This is a genomic window from Desulfovibrio sp. (assembly GCF_009712225.1).
Lineage (GTDB): Bacteria > Desulfobacterota > Desulfovibrionia > Desulfovibrionales > Desulfovibrionaceae > Desulfovibrio.
In genome coordinates, this window is the sequence record NZ_WASP01000017.1 from 156,528 (window position 1) to 176,409 (window position 19,882).

15 protein-coding genes are annotated in these 19,882 nt (G+C 60.5%); 8 read left to right on the forward strand and 7 right to left on the reverse strand.

What is annotated here, in order from left to right:
• Positions 1-68: 68 nt before the first annotated feature.
• Positions 69-2,576: a carbamoyltransferase HypF gene (locus F8N36_RS15365; RefSeq protein WP_291333833.1), complete on the forward strand. Its 2,508-nt coding sequence runs from the start codon at positions 69-71 to the stop codon at positions 2,574-2,576.
• A gap of 98 nt (positions 2,577-2,674) precedes the next feature.
• Here the strand turns inward: F8N36_RS15365 and F8N36_RS15370 are convergent, their stop codons facing one another.
• A complete protein-coding gene (locus F8N36_RS15370) occupies positions 2,675-4,078 on the reverse strand; it encodes an RsmB/NOP family class I SAM-dependent RNA methyltransferase (protein ID WP_291333835.1) in 1,404 nt (467 codons plus the stop codon).
• 223 nt (positions 4,079-4,301) lie between these two features.
• On the opposite strand from F8N36_RS15370, the gene F8N36_RS15375 reads away from it, so the two are divergent.
• The 4 genes from F8N36_RS15375 (at position 4,302) to F8N36_RS15390 (ending at position 9,677) form a co-directional block, all read left to right on the forward strand.
• Positions 4,302-5,981 (forward strand): VCBS repeat-containing protein, encoded by a 1,680-nt coding sequence (locus F8N36_RS15375; protein ID WP_291333837.1) that lies wholly within the window; start codon positions 4,302-4,304, stop codon positions 5,979-5,981.
• 186 nt (positions 5,982-6,167) lie between these two features.
• Positions 6,168-7,454: a phosphoribosylamine--glycine ligase gene (gene purD / locus F8N36_RS15380; protein ID WP_291333839.1), complete on the forward strand. Its 1,287-nt coding sequence runs from the start codon at positions 6,168-6,170 to the stop codon at positions 7,452-7,454.
• Between the two features lie 57 nt (positions 7,455-7,511).
• Positions 7,512-8,009 (forward strand): 5-(carboxyamino)imidazole ribonucleotide mutase, encoded by a 498-nt coding sequence (gene purE, locus F8N36_RS15385; RefSeq protein WP_291333841.1) that lies wholly within the window; start codon positions 7,512-7,514, stop codon positions 8,007-8,009.
• A 324-nt stretch (positions 8,010-8,333) separates the two neighbouring features.
• Complete coding sequence (locus F8N36_RS15390) at positions 8,334-9,677, forward strand: anaerobic C4-dicarboxylate transporter (RefSeq protein ID WP_291333843.1); 1,344 nt, start codon at positions 8,334-8,336, stop codon at positions 9,675-9,677.
• Between the two features lie 73 nt (positions 9,678-9,750).
• Here the strand turns inward: F8N36_RS15390 and F8N36_RS15395 are convergent, their stop codons facing one another.
• The 6 genes from F8N36_RS15395 to F8N36_RS15420 all read right to left on the reverse strand — a co-directional run bounded on the left by F8N36_RS15395 (position 9,751) and on the right by F8N36_RS15420 (position 16,616).
• A complete protein-coding gene (locus F8N36_RS15395; protein WP_291333845.1) occupies positions 9,751-11,346 on the reverse strand; it encodes a histidine kinase N-terminal 7TM domain-containing protein in 1,596 nt (531 codons plus the stop codon).
• 244 nt (positions 11,347-11,590) lie between these two features.
• Positions 11,591-12,799, reverse strand: coding sequence for a saccharopine dehydrogenase family protein (locus F8N36_RS15400; RefSeq protein ID WP_291333847.1), 1,209 nt, complete (start codon positions 12,797-12,799; stop codon positions 11,591-11,593).
• A gap of 381 nt (positions 12,800-13,180) precedes the next feature.
• On the reverse strand, positions 13,181-14,521 hold the full coding sequence (locus F8N36_RS15405) for a histone deacetylase (protein ID WP_291333849.1): 1,341 nt from the start codon (positions 14,519-14,521) through the stop codon (positions 13,181-13,183).
• Complete coding sequence (locus F8N36_RS15410; protein WP_291333851.1) at positions 14,514-14,855, reverse strand: hypothetical protein; 342 nt, start codon at positions 14,853-14,855, stop codon at positions 14,514-14,516. Before F8N36_RS15410 ends, F8N36_RS15405 begins: the two co-directional genes overlap by 8 nt.
• 100 nt (positions 14,856-14,955) lie before the next feature.
• Positions 14,956-15,609 carry a dTMP kinase gene (gene tmk, locus F8N36_RS15415; RefSeq protein ID WP_291333853.1) on the reverse strand — a complete coding sequence of 218 codons (654 nt, stop codon included), beginning with the start codon at positions 15,607-15,609 and terminating at the stop codon, positions 14,956-14,958.
• The gene (locus tag F8N36_RS15420) at positions 15,585-16,616 is read right to left on the reverse strand and encodes an HD domain-containing protein (protein ID WP_291333856.1); all 1,032 of its coding nucleotides are present in this window, start codon (positions 16,614-16,616) and stop codon (positions 15,585-15,587) included. The genes tmk and F8N36_RS15420 overlap by 25 nt, the downstream gene beginning before the upstream one ends.
• A gap of 160 nt (positions 16,617-16,776) precedes the next feature.
• Here F8N36_RS15420 and surE point away from each other — a divergent pair, with 160 nt between their 5' ends.
• From surE to gap, 3 genes are all read left to right on the forward strand, one after another.
• Entirely contained in the window at positions 16,777-17,538 is a 762-nt protein-coding gene (gene surE, locus F8N36_RS15425) for a 5'/3'-nucleotidase SurE (RefSeq protein WP_291333858.1), read from the forward strand.
• Positions 17,539-17,823: 285 nt separating this feature from the next.
• Positions 17,824-18,750, forward strand: a complete 927-nt coding sequence (fba, locus tag F8N36_RS15430) for a class II fructose-1,6-bisphosphate aldolase (protein WP_291333860.1) — start codon at positions 17,824-17,826, stop codon at positions 18,748-18,750.
• 26 nt (positions 18,751-18,776) lie between these two features.
• Positions 18,777-19,778: a type I glyceraldehyde-3-phosphate dehydrogenase gene (gene gap / locus F8N36_RS15435; protein WP_291333862.1), complete on the forward strand. Its 1,002-nt coding sequence runs from the start codon at positions 18,777-18,779 to the stop codon at positions 19,776-19,778.
• The last annotated feature ends 104 nt before the right edge of the window (positions 19,779-19,882 follow it).

Consider the following 19,882-nt stretch of genomic DNA (forward strand, 5'->3'; position numbering starts at 1 on the left):
ATGCACAATTGAGCGCCCGCACAGTGGCACTGCTGACACATTTGCCTCTTTGCGCTATGCTTGAAGACATGAGCAATCAACTATCGGTCAGAAGGGCCTTTGTGGCCTCCGGGCAGGTGCAGGGCGTGGGTTTTCGCCCATTTGTCTACCGTCTCGCGGCAGAGGGCGGCCTCACCGGTACGGTAGGCAATACTTCTGAGGGCGTGCGCATGGAGCTGCAAGGGCCGGATGAAGAAGTGCGGCGTTTCGGGTTGCGCCTGCGCGCAGAACTGCCCCCCCTGGCACGACTGACCGGCGTGGTGGAACACGACCTGCCCACGGTTGAAGGCGAAATAGATTTCCGCATTGTCTCCAGTTCTGGCGAGGCAGGCCACAGTGTGCTGGTAAGCCCCGATATGAGCGTATGCGCCGACTGCCTGGCCGACATGCACGAGCCTGCCAACCCGCGCCACAAGTACGCCTTTACCAACTGCACCAACTGCGGCCCGCGCTACACCATTACGCGGTCCATTCCCTACGACCGCGCGGTTACTTCCATGAGCTGCTTTCCGCTCTGCCCGCAGTGCGCTGCAGAATACGCCAATCCCGCAGACAGGCGCTTTCACGCCCAACCCGTGGCCTGCCCGGTGTGTGGCCCGCGCCTGTGGTTTGTGAACGCGGCGGCGGCCCGCGAAGGAACTACGGCCCCTACAGCTGAAAACATGCACGATGCGCTCGAAAAGGCCGTGCAAACCCTGCTTGAAGGAAAAGTATTGGCGCTCAAGGGTCTGGGTGGCTTTCAGCTGGCCTGCGACGCGCGCAATGCCCAAAGCCTGCAGGAACTGCGGCAGCGCAAAACCCGCCCACACAAGCCGCTGGCCCTCATGGTGGGCGACCTTGCTACGGCCCGCGCCCTGTGCGCCCTCACCCCGGAACACGAGGCCCTGCTGCAAAGCCCGGAGAAGCCTGTTGTTCTCTGCCCTCGCCACCAACCAGAGGCTGCGGCTGGCAGCCCCGGGTGGCTGCCGCCAGAGGTGGCCCCGGATACGGGCAAGGTGGGCATCATGCTGCCCTACACCCCCCTGCATGCCGTACTTTTTGACCGGCTGGCCGAGCTTGCTCCCTTGCCGCCGGTGCTTGTCATGACTTCGGCCAATGCCGGGGGCGAACCCATCTGCCTCGGCAACCGCGAGGCCCTCAACCGGCTTGAGCATCTGGCAGACGCATGGCTTTTGCACGACCGCGACATTCTGGTGCGCGTGGACGACAGTGTGGTGACCCTGCAACCGCGCCTGCCCGCTGCCGGGGCAGAAGAGTCAGGTACGGCAGCTGCGCCCGGCCCCGCTAGCGCGAACCTGCTTTCAGAACCACTGTTTTACCGGCGCGCGCGCGGCTATGTGCCCCGCCCGGTGTTTCTGCCGCAAGCGGAAGAAAACTGCCCCTGCGTGCTGGGAACCGGGGCGGAACTCAAGGCCACCATCTGTCTGACGCGCGGTCGCGAAGCCTTTGCGGGCCAGCACATAGGCGACCTGGAAAATCCCGCCACCCTGGCTTTTTATGAAGAGGTGACAGCCCATCTCGAAAAACTGCTTGAGGTGCGCCCTGCGGCGCTGGTGTGCGACGCGCACCCCGATTTTCTTTCCACCCGCTATGCCGAAGCCCGCGCCCAGCGCGAGGGCATACCCCTGTGGCGTTTGCAGCACCACGCGGCCCATGCTGCCGCCGTGCTGGCAGAAAACAGCCACTACGGCCCAGCGCTGGCCCTCTGCCTTGACGGCACGGGACTAGGGGACGACGGTACGGTCTGGGGCGGCGAACTGCTGTTTATGGAGCTGGAAGAACCGCGCTGGCGACGGCTGGGACGGCTGGCGCCCTTTGCCTTGCCGGGCGGCGACGCGGCTGTGCGGCAGCCCTGGCGCATCGCGCAGGCCCTGCACGCGCTCTGCGAGCAGGCTGGCATGACAATGCCGTCGCTGCATCCCTGGCAGCCCGAGCAGGCGCAGGCCTCTGCCGCAGTGGCGGAGATGCTGCGCCGCAATATCAACTGCCCTGCCACCTCCAGTTGCGGGCGGCTCTTTGACGCAGTGGCTGCCCAGCTGGGTTTGTGCCTCAGCACCAGCTACGAGGGGCAGGCGGCCATACGGCTGGAGGATGCCGCCAACAGGGCGGCTGACTCCGTCAGGGCTGCGCTGGAAGGCACCGCAAGCGACGATGTCGTGGCCCAGTTGATCTGGCCGGTGGGCATTGCCAGAAGGCAGGGATTGCTCGAGATGGACAGCGCGGGCCTGTTTGCCCAGGTGGTGCAGGCTCAGGCGCAGGGCATGGACACAACTGAAGCGGCCGCGCGTTTTCATCTGAGCCTTGCGCGTGCTCTGGCAACCATGGCAGGCCGGGCCGCCCGCAAACTGGGCGTCAGCTCGGTGGGGCTGAGCGGCGGCGTGCTGCAAAACGCCACACTGGCACGCCTGCTGCCGCTGGCATTGACCGAGCAGGGGCTCACCGCCCTGACCCATCACGAACTGCCCCCCGGAGACGGCGGGCTTTCGCTGGGGCAGGCCGTGTGGGGCCGCCGCATGCTGGCTGCGGGCAAGGACTGATGAAAAAAGAATTATACCGTGCTGTTAAAACGAGCACTTGCCGCAACCAGGTAAAATGTAAAAGGGCCGTGGTTTTACCCCACGGCCCTTTTACATTTCTATTTGAAGCTGGCCACTACCCTGCCCTGCTTGAGCACCACGCGCCCCAGCGGCAGATCGTGCCACCACAGGGCGGCATCGCGCCCGGCAAGGCCGGTCTGACGGCTCTGCCCGCTCAGCAGGGCCGTTATGTCGGCCACGTCTTCCAGCACAAAGCTGGAAGCTGCGGTCGCAACATCTGTGCCCTTTTGCGGCATGAGCACGCGCAGGCGCGGCGCGGGGTCAAGCAGGCCACCGCCAAGCTTGCCAAGCAGAGCCCCCTGCCAGACGCAACCGGCAGGAATAAGCGCCCTGGCGTGGGGCGGCACAAAACGCACGTGGTCGCCGTAGAGTACGGCCTGACCAGGCGGCAGCAGTGCGGGATCGCAGGTTGAACAGGCAAGACTTTCCAGCGGCAGCGGACTGCCCACGGGTCGCTCCTGCCGCGCCTGTGCGTTGCCCCGGTTGCGTCCGCCGGTTTTGCCTGCGCGCGGGGCTGGCCGCAAGTCATTCCGCTGGATGCTAAAGGGATCGGCAGTGGCATCCGCCCCCGCGCCTTCATTCATAAGGGTAGCATCCATAAAAATATCTGTTGGATCCGGCTGACCGGGTTTGCGCAGCAGTGCCACATAAAAACCCTGTGCCTGCGAGCGCACACCGTCTACGCGCAGCGTACCTTCGCCGCCGGGCAGTTCTTCCCACGCAAAACCGGCAAAAGGCTCAAGGTGCACCCGTTCGAGCCCCAGTTCCTCTTCGGCAAAGCGCACCTGCGCTTCGTTCTCGTCCACATTGGTCGTGCAGGTGGAATATACCAGCCTGCCACCCGGGCGCAGCAATGAGGCAGCGTGGCGCAGCAGGCGTCTTTGCAGCCCCGTGAGACTGTCGAGCTTGTCGCCCTGCCAGAGCTTGAGCACCTGCGGGTGTTTTTCTGCCGTACCCCAGCCGGAACACGGAGGATCGAGCAGAATATTGTCCCACGAGCCGGGGCGCAGGGGCAGGGCATCGCCGCTGTACGAGCAGGTGCCCGCCTGTATGAGGTTGAGCTGGTGCAGGTTGGCCCGCAACGTTCCAAGCCGGGTGGGCGAAGGTTCATTGCCGAGCACAAAGCCCGTAGGCCCCACAAGCTGGGCCAGAAAACCCGTTTTGCTGCCGGGGCTGGCGCACATGTCGAGCGCTGCGCTGCCCGGCGCGGGGGCCAGGGCAAGCGGGGGCAGCATGGACGAGCGGTCCTGAATATAGATGTAGCCAAAAAATGCCGCCAGCGAACCACCAAGGGGACGGGGCTCGGCAAGCAGACGGCGGCAGTAGGGCGAAAATGGCTCTGGCTCAAATTCATAGCCTTGAGCGCGCAACAGGGCCTCCACGCCGGAAACCTGCTCTGGCGCACACACAAGGCGAAAAGAACGCGAAAGAATCTTGGGCATGGGCGCATAATATGGACAGTGCGTCGATCCCGCAAGGAATTTATGCTCAATGCCGCCCCCGGCAACGCTTTTGCGTATTGCGTGGCGCGACAAGTGTGCGTATAGTGCGCGGGTGCGGGCGTGCCGGATAACGATTTTTGTCCGCGTGTTCCGGCTGGCCGCCACAACGGCCCAAGTGGCCGTACTTTACCGGGTATTTGCGTGAATACTCAAGGAGAATGGAATGAAATTCGCCATGCGACTGACTTTCTCGGTCTGCCTGCTGCTCGTGGCCGTTGCCGCAAGCGCCGTCAGCGCCGCAGCAAAAAGCGCTGTGGTATTGCCGTTTACGGTCAATGCCCCCCAGAGCTATGCCTATCTTTCCAAGGCCATACCGGCCACCATCCAGGGGCGTCTTGACCGGCCCGGCATACTCGAAGCCCGCGCCGGACAGGGCAAGGCCACAAGCCAGGCTGAAGCCCAGCAGGCTCTCCGTTCCGCTGGCGCAGACAATGCGATCTGGGGTTCTGTGAGCGTCATGGGCAACGACTGCACCGTGACCATCAATAGCGTGGACAAAGCTGGCAAGACCTGGAGCAAAACTGCCCAGAGCCCGGTAAGCGAACTAACCACCAACGTGCAGAACCTTACCTCGTCGCTGAGCCAGGAAGTGTTCGGCATCTCCGGCGCAATGCGCAGCCCCGGCTCCACCGCTTCCGGTGCGCAGCGCGGCGCCACCGCCAACGGCGATATCGTCACCAACGAGACCGGCCAGCAGCAGGTGTACCTGAACCCGCAGTTCCGCTATCAGGGTGCTGGCGCTGAAGACGGTTCGCGTTTGCGTACCCAGCGATTGCCCTACAACATGGTCGACATGGCTGTGGGCGACTTTAACGGCGACGGCAAGAACGAAATCGCCATCCTGAGCGACCACGACCTGCGCATCTACTCCTGGCCCGCCAACGGCCAGCTCAAGCTGCTTGCAGAAACCGTGGTTTCGCGTTCCAACAACAACTTCTCCATGCGGGCCATCGACCTCAACCGCGATCGCTGCATGTCGCTTGTGGTTGCAACCACCGAAGAATCGAGCAACCGCCCCTACTCCTTCATTTACAGCTTCAAGGGCAACAAGCTCACCACCGTGGCCGAGCGCATCCCCTACTTCATGAGCGTCATGCGCGTGCCGCCGACCTATGCCCCCACTCTTGTGGGCCAGGCGTGGGACTCGCTTAAGCTCTTTGCCCCCGGCGTGCGTATCATGACCAAGCAGGACGGCAAGTACACCATGGGTACGCGCCTTGACCTGCCCACCGGTGCTACCGTGTTCAACTGCGTGTGGCTGCCTGCCGGCAAAAATGGCAAGGGCGAACAGCTTGTGATGCTGACAGAAGACGAGCGCATCAAGCTCTTCCAGGGCCACGGCAACACCCTGGTGCACACCACCATGGAACGCTACTCTGGCTCCGCTACCGGCATGGACCACTACAAGGGCATGCCCGGCCTCGGCGTCGACAAAAACTACCAGCTGCCCGGCAAGTACTACGCCGCCATGCGCCTTATCGCCGCCGATATCGGCAACACCGGCGAATACACCCTGCTGGTCAACAAGCCCATTTCTACGGCTGCCCAGTTCTTTGACCGCTACCGCTTCTTCCCCCAGGGTGAAATCCACGCCCTGTACTGGGACGGCGTGGGCCTTGGCCTCAAGTGGAAGACCCGCCGCATCCGTGGCTCTGTTGCCGAAATTGACCTTGGCGACGTGAACAACGACGGCGTTCTTGATCTGGTCGTGGGCCTCAATACCTCGCCCGACCTTGGCATTGGCAGCCGCCAGTGCATGATCACCGCCTATCCTCTGGACGTTGCCGCCACCAACCCCAACGTGCCCGCAGACCTGAGCGACTTTGAAATAAGCCCCAACTAAGGGTATGACGGCCCCTCGCCAGCGCGGGGGGCCGTTTTTATCTGCGGCACATGATGCCGTAGCGATTTGACTGTCGGCCCTGCCGCAGATCAGGCAATAGCCAACCATTGGAGCGGCAAAACCCATCAGGGTTTTGCCGCTTTATAACCCGGATTACCGCAACGGAAAAAGTTTCTGGAGTAAAGCATGCGCATCCTTGTGATCGGCTCTGGCGGCCGCGAACACGCCCTGGTCTGGAAGATTCTGCAAAGCCCTGAAGTCAGCGCCATTTTTGTGGCGCCCGGCAACGGCGGCACGAGCAGCGAAGGGGCCGTGAATGTGCCCATTGCCGTGGACGACCTGGACGGCCTGCTGGCCTTTGCCCGCAAGGAGCATATTGACCTGGTGATTCCAGGACCGGAGCTGCCCCTGACCTTGGGCGTGGTTGACCGCATGCGCGAGGCGGGCATCCCCAGCTTTGGGCCGGATGAATACGGTGCCCGGCTCGAAGGCAGCAAAGCCTTTGCCAAGGAAATAATGAACCGCGCCAATGTGCCCACCGCCCATTGCGCTGTTTTCAGCGATGCGCAGGCCGCGCGCGACCACATCAACAAGGTTGGCGCGCCGCTGGTTATCAAAGCCGACGGACTGGCTGCGGGCAAGGGCGTTATCATCGCTCAGACAGTGCAGGAAGCCCTTGAAGCAATTGACGAAATCATGACAGAGCGCGCCTTTGGCGATGCTGGCAATCTGGTGGTGGTTGAAGAATGTCTGGTTGGCGAAGAGGCCTCTTTCCTCTGCGTGTGCGACGGCACCCGCGCCGTGCCCCTGCCCTCTGCCCAGGACCACAAGCGCGTTTTTGACAATGACGAAGGTCCCAACACCGGCGGCATGGGCGCATACAGCCCCGCCCCCGTGCTGCCCGACAGCATGCTGGAAGAAATGGCCGACCTTACTGTGCGGCCCATCCTGCGTGAGCTGGCAAAGGACGGCCACCCCTTTGTGGGCGTGCTGTACGCAGGCCTGATGATGACCGCAGACGGCCCCAAGGTGCTGGAATACAACGTGCGCTTTGGCGACCCCGAATGCCAGCCCCTGCTCATGCGCCTCGACGGCGACCTGCCCGCCATCATGATGGATGCCGTGCGCGGCAAACTTGACCCCGCAAGTCTTGGCCAGACAAAACAGACCGCTCTAGGCGTGGTAATAACGGCCAAGGGCTACCCCGGCTCGTACGCCAAGGGCCTGCCCATTGAGGGCATCGAAGATGCGGACAGCCTGCCCGGCGTCAAGGTTTTCCACAGCGGCACCGCCATCAAGGACGGCGCGCTGGTTTCCAACGGTGGGCGTGTGCTGTGCGTCACCGCTCTGGGCGACAGCCTTGCTGCTGCCCAAAAGGCCGCCTACGCTGGCGTGGCCAGGGTTCGCATGCAGGACGGTTTTAACCGTACTGATATTGGCGAAAAGGGCATCCGCCGTCTGACCGGAAAGTAACCCACCGCATTTCAAGCATATCTGGCGCATTGCGCCGCACGACAGGAAGGTAGCACCATGCCGCAAGTGGTCATTTTGATGGGTTCAAAGTCTGATGAAGAAAAGGTCAGCCCCTGCGTTGACGTTCTTAAAAGCCTGGGCGTGAGCTGCTTCATTACCGTGAGCTCTGCCCACCGCACGCCCGAGCGCACCGAAGAACTGGTGCGCCGTTACGAGGCCGAAGGCACGCGCGTGTTTATCTGCGCCGCCGGTATGGCCGCGCACCTGGCTGGGGCGGTTGCCGCCCGCACCACGCGCCCAGTCATTGGCATTCCTGTCTCCAGCGCCGCCCTGTGCGGCATGGATGCACTTTTTGCCACCGTGCAGATGCCTCCCGGATTCCCGGTTGCCACGGTTGCCACCGACAAGGCCGGTGCCCGCAACGCTGCATGGCTGGCCGCCCAGATTCTAGCCGTCTCCGACCCCGCCCTCAACGAGCGTATTGCTCAGGCCCGTGCCAAGATGCGCGAGGAAGTGGAAAAAGCCGGCGAAGAAATCAGCAACAAATACGCATAGTTTTATGCGCGCACATCGCTTCGCGCTGTAAACACCATACAGATGCAATAGCGGTTTGAATGCACAATGAATTACTAATCTTCTGCATACAAGAACACTGCTACACGCCAAAGGCGACCGCAAGTCAGACTTGCAGTCGCCTTTTTGTTAATTTTTTGCATCAATAATTGCCACTTTTAATAAAAATACTATTGGAAGTAAGCGAAAAATCTGTTTTCATCATGCAAACGGAAGCTTCAGAGGCAACTGGCCCCCTTGCACAGCGGCACCCCCGCCGCACGTTTACGCTGGTGGCCTCGGCAACCCAAACAGCAAGGAAAACATATGCTGACCCTGCAATTGTGCGTCATTCTGGGGTGCCTTCTTCTCGGCACGCGATTCGGCGGCATGGGCCTGGGCCTTATCAGCGGCATTGGCCTGTTCATTCTGTGCTTTGTCTTCCATGTGCAGCCCGGCAAACCGCCCATCGACGTCATGCTGACCATTCTGGCGGTCATTGGCTGCGCCTCTACCCTGCAGACAGCTGGCGGCCTCGATGTGCTCATGCGCGCTGCAGAGCGCCTGCTGCGCAAACATCCCGAACACATCACCCTACTTGCCCCCATCACCACCTGGGGTCTTACGGTCATGTGTGGCACGGGGCACGTGGCCTACACCATGTTTCCCATTATCTATGACATTGCCATCAACAAGGGTATCCGGCCCGAACGTCCCATGGCCGTGGCCTCTGTCTCTGCCCAGATTGGCATATGCGCATCGCCAGTTTCCGTGGCGGTGGTTTCCATGGTTTCCATGCTGGCTCAAGGGCAGGGGGCTGGCCCGACCATCAGCATCATCACCCTGCTGGCCGTTTCCATTCCCGCCACCTTTGTGGGCGTGTTGTGCGCGGGTCTCTGGTCCATGCACCGAGGCAAGGATCTGGAAAATGACCCGGAATTTCAGGCAAAACTGACAGACCCGGAAACCAAGGCCTACATCTACGGCGGCAGCAGCACCCTGATGGACAAGGTGTTTCCGCCCGAGGCTTATCGGGCAGTGATGTTTTTCTTTCTTGCCATTGCGGCGGTGGTCATTCTTGGCGCATTCTCAGAACTGCGGCCCGACTTTGGGCCTGCTGGCAAGGCGCAGCCTCTCTCTATGAATATTGTCATCCAGATGGTTATGCTTATTGCTGGCGCGCTGATCCTCATGTTCTGCAAGGTCAAGCAGCAAGCCATTCCCAACAGCGCCGTATTCAAGGCGGGCATGGTGGCCATATTCTCCGTCTTTGGCGTTGCCTGGATGACAGACAGCTTTTTTCACGCCCACCTTCAGGTTATCAAGACCGACCTTGCTGCCGTGGTTATTGATTACCCCTGGACCTACGCCATTGTGCTGGTCATCGTGTCAAAGCTGGTCAACAGCCAGGCTGCGGCCCTTGCCGCCGTGGTTCCCCTTGGCCTGAGCCTTGGCCTGCCGCCCAAGGTGCTGCTGGCCTTTATGCCCATGTGCTACGGCTATTTTATTCTGCCCACCTACCCCAGCGATCTGGCCTGCATCAACTTTGACCGCTCAGGCACAACGCGCATCGGCAAGTTCATCATCAATCACAGCTTCATCATCCCCGGAGCCATTGGCATTATCTGCGGCACGCTCATGAGCTACATGCTGGTGAGCATCTTTCTGTAGGTCTACCCCCCCCCGACATGTCCGGGCAGCGCGCACAAGAGCAAACGTAAAAAGCCCCGCACAAGCGGGGCTTTTATTGTTGCATGCAGCACGATTCTTCGTAGGTCAGCCCCACGGAACAAACCCTGTTCCGTCCTTCCTGCTTGGCACGGTAAAGGGACGTATCTGCTGCGAGAATAAGCGAATCGCATATCTTGGCATTATCTGTTGTCTGCGCCGCGCCGGGCGCAAATACCACCGCAGCCACACCCAGACTTATGGTGACCCGCACAGTTGTCCTGTCCGTGGCTGTTTCCACCCCGGCAGCCGCCGCACGCAGGTTTTCGGCAACGACAACAGCCTCCTCCTGCTGCACGCCTGGCAACAGAATAGAAAATTCCTCGCCACCGTAGCGCCCCAGCATGGCGCCTGGCCCCAGCGCCTTGCGTAAAATTGCCGTTACGGCGCGCAGCACGCTGTCGCCCGTCAGGTGACCGTAGGTGTCGTTAACCTGCTTGAAGTGGTCGATATCGAGCAAAATGAGGCTCAGGCTGCCGCCCGCAACCTTGCAACGCTCGATCTCGCGCTGAAAGGCATCCATGAAAAACCAGCGGCTGAAAACTTGGGTAAGCGCATCCAGGGAAGCAATGCGGTGCATTTTTTCCAGCATTTCCTTGCTCTCTGTGATGTCGTAGAGAGAAATGATCAGACCGGAATCCGTACCTGTATCTCCCACCCTTGCGCACGAAACGCTGTAAAAACGCATGCCCCCCGCCACCGGAAGGGTAATCTCCGCCTCTTCGTTCTGCGTAAGGGCGGGCATGTCAAGCGAGCTACCCTCAGGGAACACGGCGGCCACATCTCTGCCAATGGCGTCATCCGACAGGGCGGGCAAGATGGAAACAGCGCTGTCGTTGAAATCCACCACGCGGTGCCGCTGGTCCAGCACAATAACGCTGGCGCTCATGGTTTTGAAAACCTTGTCGCGCGCGATGGGCACAAGGTCGAACATGCGCAGGCGCGACATGGCAAAACCGCTCAGGGGCAGGGCCGCCGAAAGGATAAAGGGCTCAATGTCAATGCCGTAGGGTGCAATGCCCAGTGTCTGCAAAAAATTGCCAACCCAAAGACTCAGCGCTCCAATAAAGATGGTCTTGGCCTGCCGTTTGCGGTAGCCAGTGGTCTTGCCGTAAGAAAAGGCAAACAGGGCCAGACCCGCAAAGGCCACAAGCATCTTGTAAACGAAGTCAACATAATACCACCAGCCCTTCTGTGTTATTGCCACAGGGAAAAGACCGCTGGCATCTACTGCAAATGTCTTATAGTGAAAATAATGATGTTCATTGGTGTACAGCATCACAATGGTCGTTATGGGCACCACAAACAGCAGGGCCATCACGGCTTTATTTTTTATGGAATAGTTATTGTAATACAGGGCAAAAAGAAACCAGAATACCGCAATAAGCGGCGCTCCCAGATATTCTATTTTTAAAGAGAGAAATATGGTTTCAGGTGTACTTGAAGAAAGCTCAAAAATGTACCCGACAGTGTACATGAAAATGGTCATGAACAGAAACAGAAAGGCCGCATAGCCCTTTGATCGCGCGATTCTGGACGAGTAGCAAACGGCATAGAGCATACCCGCACACGATATACTCAGAAAGAGAATGCAGAGATTTCTTATAATCACTGAATATGCCTTGCCATACGCGCGTTACAGGCATTACTGCCGCCAAGGGCCGCCGCTGGCCCAGTGCGTTCAGAATACCCTGCGATAACCTGGAAAACCTTGTTTTCTCCATGAGTTCAAGCCAGACTGCTATTTTTACCTGCATCCCTATCGGCTGACAAGCAATCAGCACCCGATCATAAAAAACTCCGGGCCTGCACAGGGCAGACCCGGAGTTTTTACAACAGCCAGCACAGTTTGCTGGTTATATCTTGCCGGTCACATCCAGGCACTGCCACGGCAGGCCGTAGACGTTCAGGTCTTTCATGAAGGGATCGGGGTCAAACTGTTCCATGTTCCACACGCCGGGCTGACGCCACACACCCTGGGCAACCATCTTGGTGCCAATCATGGCGGGCACGCCCGTGGTGTACGAAATGGCCTGCGAGCCCACCTCTGCGTAGCATTCTTCATGGTCGCAGATGTTGTACACGTAGACCGTCTTTTCCTTACCGTCCTTGATGCCGCGCATGAAGTCGCCAATGCAGGTCTTGCCCTTGGTCAGAGGACCAAGGGAAGCCGGATCGGGCAGCAGCTTGGCAAGGAACTGGATGGGCACAATGTCCTGCCCCTGGAAGTTCACGGGATCAATGCGGGTCATGCCCACGTTGCCCAGCACCTTGAGGTGGTTGAGATAGTTCTCGGAAAATGTCATCCAGAAGCGGGCGCGACGCAGGCCCTTGAGGTTCTGCACCAGCGATTCGAGCTCTTCATGGTACATGAGGAAGCATTTTTTGGAGCCTATGCCGTCGGGGAAGTCAAAATTCATGGACCACGACAGGGGGTCGGTTTCAACCCATTCGCCCCGTTCCCAGTAGCGGCCGCGCGCGGTTACTTCGCGGATGTTGATTTCGGGGTTGAAATTGGTGGCAAAGGGCTGGCCGTGGTCGCCTGCGTTGCAGTCGATGATGTCGAGCACGTGCACTTCGTCCAGCTGGTGCTTGAGCGCCCAGGCCGCGTACACGTTGGTGACGCCGGGGTCAAAGCCAGAGCCCAGCAGGGCGGTCAGCCCAGCCTCGCGGAAGCGGTCCTGATAGGCCCACTGCCACTTGTATTCAAACTTGGCGGTATCCAGCGGTTCGTAGTTGGCCGTGTCCACATAGTGTACGCCGCATTCGAGGCAGGCGTCCATAATGTGCAGATCCTGATACGGCAGGGCCACGTTGCACACCACGTCGGGCTTGACCTGACGGATGAGAGAGCAGAGTTCCGGCACGTTGTCCGCGTCCACCTGAGCGGTGGCAACCTCTACGCCAAGACGCGTCTTGACGCTTTGCGCAATGGCGTCGCAACGGGAAAGGGTGCGGCTTGCAAGCGTAACCTTTGAGAATCCGCCTTCCTTGAGAACCTGCGCACACTTGTGCACAACAACGCTGCCCACGCCGCCCGCGCCAATAATCAGAATATGAGACATGTTCCTTCTCCGTGATGGAAGAGGTCCTATACCACTGCGCGGCTGGGCCGCGCCGCCATTTTCATACAATGCCCGTAGGGGTTGTGCCGCGTGTGGACGCGTACCCGCACCGGCAGCAATAATGCCCGCGTGGAGTGACAGAGCCGTTACACCACGCGCGGAACCGGCCTTATGGCCCGGAAATGTTCCGGCGTCAACAGGCCGATGCATAAAAACTGTCAACTCTGCATCTACCGGGCGTTTTCATTTTAACATGCCTGCCCGAGGGCGAAGCCTGTTCGCCTTGCAACCGTTTCTCGACGCAGACTTTTTCAGAATCCGCGCAGCGCAGATAAACATTCTCTATGTTAATCTGCCCTATCCGTTATTTTTTTCAGCAAGTCACGCACGGGTGTCGTCGCCGTCCAGCGCACGTACATGGGCATAGCGCCCGCTCTTGCGCGCAGCTTCAACCAGCGCCCGCCCTTCTGCCCTGCACTGCGGGCAGGCATGACGCGGAACCAGCACGCACAGCGAACGCGGCACCCGCTCCGAGGCAGTTTCTATCTGCCCCAGCCCGGAGCACTGGCCGCACAGCCGCCAGGCCTCTGTCTGCCCCTCGCGCAGCATGTCGGTATCATAAAAAATATGCTTGCGGCGCACCCACCAGCCGTTGTTTTCTTCGCCTTCTGATGGTTGCGCGGGCGGATGAAAATACACGTCCCGAACCTGCCCGCAAAGCCGGGCAATTTTTTCGGCCACATCCGGGCGCTGGCGCGTTGCCTCAGGCGTCCAGCCCGGCTCACATATCTCGGAGGCATCCATGCCCGCCAGTGCAAGGCAGATGCCCAGATTCACGTAAGGCAGGGCTCCACGTATGGAATACCCCCCCTCAAGCACCGCAATGTGCGGTTGCAGGGCCGCGTTGAGCGCCGCATAACCCTGCGCGGAGAGCTTCATGTTGGCGAGGGGATCGGTAAAATGGTTGTCCTGCCCGGCGGAATTGATGATGAGGTCGGGCTTGAAGTCTTCCAGAATGGGCAGCACCGCATGTTCTATGGCGTACAGGTAGCCCTCGTCCGACGTGCCGGGCGGCAGCGGGATGTTGACGGTACGCCCCAGAGCACCGGGGCCGCCGCATTCCGGCAGAAAACCCGAGCCGGGATACAGAGTGTGCCCGTCCTGATGCAGCGAAATGAACAGGGTGTGCGGATCGTTCCAGAAAATGTCCTGGCTGCCGTCGCCGTGGTGCACGTCCGTATCCACAATGGCGATGCGCAGGGGGCGACCATCGGGGTGCGGATAGTGGTCGCGAATATACTCGACCATCACGGCTTCATTATTGATATTGCAGAAGCCCCGGTTGCCGTGCACTACGCGCATGGCGTGGTGCCCCGGAGGGCGCACCAGGGCAAAGGCTCTCTGTTCGCGCCCCTCCAGCACCAGCTGCGCGGCGCGTATGGCCCCACCCGCCGAGGCCAGGTGAGAATCGGTGCTTACGGCCGCAGCCGAAGGCAGGCAAAAATGCGCGCGCTCAAGCTGGGCATGGGTGGCAAAGGCCGGGCGATATTCGGTAATGCCGGGAATGTCGAACAGACCTTCCTCAAGCAGCTGGTCGCGTGTGTAGAGCAGGCGTTCTTCACGCTCCGGGTGCGCGGCCGAGATGGCCCAGTCAAAGGCGGGGAAAAACACCACCCCAAGACTGCGGGCCGCCACCAGCGACGGCAGCGCGGTCTCAGTCATCACCGTCGCCAAGTTCTTCAAAAATATCAGCACCGTAACGGGCGTAGGTCACCGTGCGGCCCATGTGCGCAAGGCCCAGACCGTAGGCAAGATTGCTTTCGGCCACTGCCAGGAAGAGCACTCCCTCAGTGTCGTGCAGGGCAAAAAATCCGCCCGCCCCACCGTCTTTACGAAAAACCGCGCAGTGCAGAAAACCGGGGTCGCCAATGAGGTTCACAAGGGTGTAGCCCTTGGGCGGCTGACCGGGCAGATAGGCCAGATCCTTGCCGCCGTCCTTGCGGGGGGCAAAACGCAGGCCGGAGCCTTCCACTTCAACGGTGTAACATTCGTACATACATTCTCCTTGCTGGCGCGCATGCCGCGCCAAAAGCCTGCATGGCAGGCTGTACTGGCAAAAGTGCAAAGGCCCATTACTGGCCTGAATCGCAAAAAAACTAATCGAGCCCCTTGCCACGCTGCCGCAAATGCGACTCTATGGCAGAACGGCACTGCAAAACAACATCTTCCGGCGGCTGCGAGGCGTCCACAATGGCAAAGCGGTCTGGCTCTTCCTCTGCCAGTGCCCGGTAGCCCTGACGCACCCGCTCATGAAAATCGAGGCTTTCAGAATCAAAGCGCCCCTCGGAAACAACCAAGCCTTCCAGCCGGTTGCGTTCGCCCGCACGCATAAGCCCGCAACGCACGGGCAGGTCGAGCAGCAGGGTCAGATCTGGCTGCAGGCCGCCTGTGGCCGCCTGATTGAGCCTGTGCAGATATTCCGTATCAAGCCCGCGACCATACCCCTGATAGGCCAGGGTAGAATCCGCATACCGGTCGCACAATACGGTCTGGCCCGCCTCCAGCGCGGGGCGAATGACCTCTGCCACGTGCTGCGCCCGGTCTGCCAGAAAAAGAAAAAGCTCAGCCCTGCTTGAAAGTTCGCGCGTGCGGGCGTCCAGCAGTATGGAGCGCAGGCTGCGCCCAAGAGCACAGCCACCCGGCTCACGCGTCAGCAGGGGATCGTGCCCGTTTTCCTGCAAAAAGCCCGCAAGATAGTTGATGGCCGTGGACTTGCCCGCGCCTTCTATACCTTCAAAAGTGATAAACATTCTTCTTTCACCGCTTTTTTGCGGGTTGCGGGGGCGGCTTTGTCCGGCGTACGCGCGGCCCGGTGCACGGGTCGCCCCAGCGTCGCCTGCCACGGTGTCCAGGCCTCGCCCTCGCCCTCTATCTGGGCAAACAGGCCGCGGCACTGGGCCATCTTGGCGTCCAGGTTGTCGGCATAGTGCAGGGCCATGGCTTCAGGAGTATGCGGCACGCGCACCGCGCCGAACTCCAGCTCGCCATGGTGGCTCAGTATCAGGTGCTTGAGATGCCGCTGCAACGGCTCCTCCAGCCCGGACTTGGCCAGAAACGGCTCCAGCATTTCAATGCCCAGCATGAGGTGCCCCAGCAGGCGTCCCTCATCGGTATAGTCGTTGGCGATACCGCCCGAAAATTCACGAATCTTGCCAATATCGTGGAACAGCGCGCCCGCAAGAAAGGTCTGCCGGTCGAGTTCCGGATACTGGTCGGCAATGCGGCGGCAAAGTTTGAACACGCTCAGTGTGTGCTCCAGCAGCCCGCCCACATAGGCGTGGTGTACGCCCTTGGCCGCCGGGCATACGCGAAAGGCCGACCGCATTTCGTCATTGTTAAAAAAGCCCTGTACAAACTTGCGCCACGGCGCGTGCACAAATTCCTTCTTGATAAGCTCCTGCAGCTCATCAAGCATTTCATCCAGCGGGTAAGGGCTGGCGGGCATAAGCGCCGAATGGTCTATACTGGCGCTTTCTGCCTCATCAAGAAAACGCATCTGCTCGACCGTAAGCTGCACCTGATCGCGGTACAGACCGGCGCGGCCCTCGGCCCACACCAGTGAACCCGCCGCAATCTCAGTAAATTCGGCGCTCAGTGGGTGCCAGATCTTGGACTCCACGCTGCCGCTGGCATCGGCCAGGGTAAGCCGCCAGTAGGGCCCGTTGCGCGACTGCCCCTGCGCAGCCTGGGTAACCACGAAGATGCCGCGCGCCTCCGAAGCGGGGGCAATATCTTTGACGTAACAGCCTTTTTCCATATATCGTTCCAGCGGCGCGCCTGTGCGCCGGGCATATGCTGTTTTCCGCACGGGCGCATGGCCCGGACTGCGGAACTTTCCTGAAATGTCAGGGCCGCGCAAAACACTGAAACCACGCGGGCCTTAGGGCGAATTTCCCTTCTTTCCGAGGTATTGTCAAATGGACGTTCTTCTGACCAACGACGACGGCATCCGTGCGCGCGGGCTGCGCGCACTCTACGCGGCACTGCTTGAGGCAGGCCACACGGTGCACGTTGTTGCGCCCATGACCCAGCAATCTGGCGTGGGCCACTCACTGACCGTATTCGAACCCGTGCGGGCCATGGAATTTGAAGAACCCGACTTCAAGGGGCTTGGTATTTACGGCACACCCACAGACTGCGTCAAACTGGCGCTGGGCCAGCTGCTGCCCCGCAAGCCCGACATGGTCATTTCTGGCATCAATGCTGGCCCCAACGTTGGCCCGGACATTCTCTATTCCGGCACGGTGGGCGCAGCCACAGAGGCCGCGCACGAAAATTTGCCGAGCATTGCCGTTTCGCACGACTGCTACAAGGTCAAGAATGGCGATCTGCTGCCACAGGCCCGCCACCTGGTGGCGCTGGCCGAGCGCATAGACTGGTCGCAGCTGGGCCGCCGCCGCGTGGTCAACGTCAACTACCCGGCCTGCCCCCTCGACGAAGCCAAAGGCCTGCGCGTCTGCCCCCAAACCAGCGCGGTGTGGGTAAACACATACAGCGAGCGCCTTGACCCGCGCGGCGCACCCTACTGGTGGCTGGAGGGCGAAATTCCGCCCGCCTCCATCGAACCCGGCTCGGACAAGGACCTGCTCAACCAGGGTTACATTACCCTGACCCCCCTGCGCTTCGACTTTACCGACGCGGCGGGGCTGGACGCGCTTACGGGCATGAGCCTGGGCTAACCGGGGCAGAACCAGGGACTTTGCGCCGGGCTGCAACCAGCCGAAAAAATAAAGGAACGGCAGCGCCCACTTGACGCTGCCGCCGCTTGTGCGCTACAGGCGCGCACGGGCATGTGCATTTGCAGTGCCTGCCCAGTGCTGCACGCCAGCAACAGCAGGAAAGTCTGCCCCCCAATTGGGCGTCAGGCATTCCCCTTTGTGGCAAATTGGTGTATGTGCAAACGAGTCTTTCCGGGCGACACGGTTTTTTAACCGCCCTCAATGCCAGACCCTCTGGAGGAAACCATGCCTCTTATCAATCCCAAAGAAATGTTCGCTGCCGCCTATGCTGGCGGGTATGCCATTGGCGCTTTCAACGTCAACAACATGGAGATCATCCAGGGCATAATGAGCGCGGCCTCCGAGGAAAAATCACCTGTTATCCTTCAGGTTTCTTCGGGCGCACGCAAATATGCCGGTCAGGTGTACATCATGAAGCTGGTGGAAGCAGCCCTGACGCTTGATCCTTCCATCCCTGTGGTGGTGCATCTCGACCACGGCCCCAACTTTGAAATGTGCCGCGACTGCATCGATGGCGGCTTTACCTCGGTGATGATCGACGGCTCGCACCTGTCGTTTGAAGACAATATCGCCCTGACCAAGCAGGTTGTGGACTATGCCCACCCCCGTGGCGTGTGGGTTGAAGCCGAACTGGGCAAACTGGCGGGCATTGAGGAACACGTGCAGTCTGACGAACACGTGTACACCGATCCCGACGAAGCCGTGGAATTTGTGAACCGCACTGGCTGCGACTCTCTGGCTGTTGCCATTGGCACAAGCCACGGCGCGTACAAGTTCAAGGGCGAAGCCAAGCTTGATTTTGATCGCCTGCAACGCATTGGCGACAAGCTGCCCGGCTACCCCCTGGTGCTGCACGGTGCCTCGAGCGTACCGCAGGAATTTGTGAGCCAGTGCAACCAGTACGGCGGTCAGGTGGGCGGCGCCAAGGGCGTGCCCGAAGACATGCTGCGCAAGGCCGCTGGCATGGGCGTGTGCAAGATCAACGTGGACACGGACATCCGTCTGGCTGTTACCGCTTCCATCCGCCAGAATCTGACCGAACATCCCGAACAGTTTGACCCGCGCGCCTACCTCACCCCCGCGCGCGACGCCGTCAAGAACATGGTGGCCCACAAGATCCGCAATGTAATGGGATCTTCAAATAAGGCTTAATCCCTACGCCCCAAGGAGCGCGAATCATGCCCGTGAAAGTTGGAATGAACGGCTTTGGCCGTATCGGCCGCTATCTGCTGCGTCTTATGGCCGACAATCAAGACATCCAGATCGCTGCCATTAACGCCCGTGCGGACAATGCCGCGCTGGCCTACCTTTTCAAGTATGATTCCACTTATGGAACCTTTCAGGGCACGGTTGATCACGATGAAAACGGCATCATCGTCAACGGCCGCCATATCGCCGTTACCCGCTGCAAGGCTGGCGAATGGGAATGGGAACGTCTGGGCGTAACCCTGGCCGTGGAAACCACCGGCACCATCAAAGACAGTGAAGGGCTTGCCCAGCACCTGGCCTGCGGTGCCAAAAAGGTTGTCATCTCTGCCCCGGGCAAGGATGTGGACGCCATGATCGTCATGGGCGTCAACCACGACATCTACGACGGCGCGAAGCACAACATCATTTCCGCCGCCTCCTGCACCACCAACTGCCTGGCTCCGGCCGTCAAGGTGCTGCACGAAACCTTTGGCTTCCGCCACGGGCTCATGACCACCATCCACTCCTACACCATGAGCCAGCGTATTCTGGACGGAACCCACAAGGACTGGCGTCGCGGTCGCGCGGCTGCCGTCTCCATGGTTCCCTCCAGCACCGGCGCTGCCAAGGCAGTGGGCCTTGTGATGCCCGAACTGGCAGGCAAGCTCAACGGCATGTCCGTGCGTGTACCCACCTTTGACTGCTCGCTGGTTGACCTGACCTGTGAAGTGGAAAAAGCCTGTGACGCCGCCGCCGTCAACGCGGCCCTGCAGGCCGCCAGCAAGGGCGCTCTGGCCGCCAACATGGGCTTTTCTGAAGAACCTCTGGTGTCCATCGACTACAAGGGCAGCACCTACGGTGGCGTGGTGGACGCGCTTTCCACCCAGGTGCTTGACGGCACCATGGTCAAGCTGCTCATCTGGTACGACAACGAATCGGGCTTTACCAACCAGTTGCTGCGCCTGCTCAACATGGTGGGCAAAGACTGCTAACAGTATTCTGTTCCGCGCACCCGGGCTTTGCCCAGGGCAATAACCAGGTGTCGCAGTGGCGGGGGGGGGGGGGGGGGGGGCGGGCGGGGGGGGGGCGCCGGGGG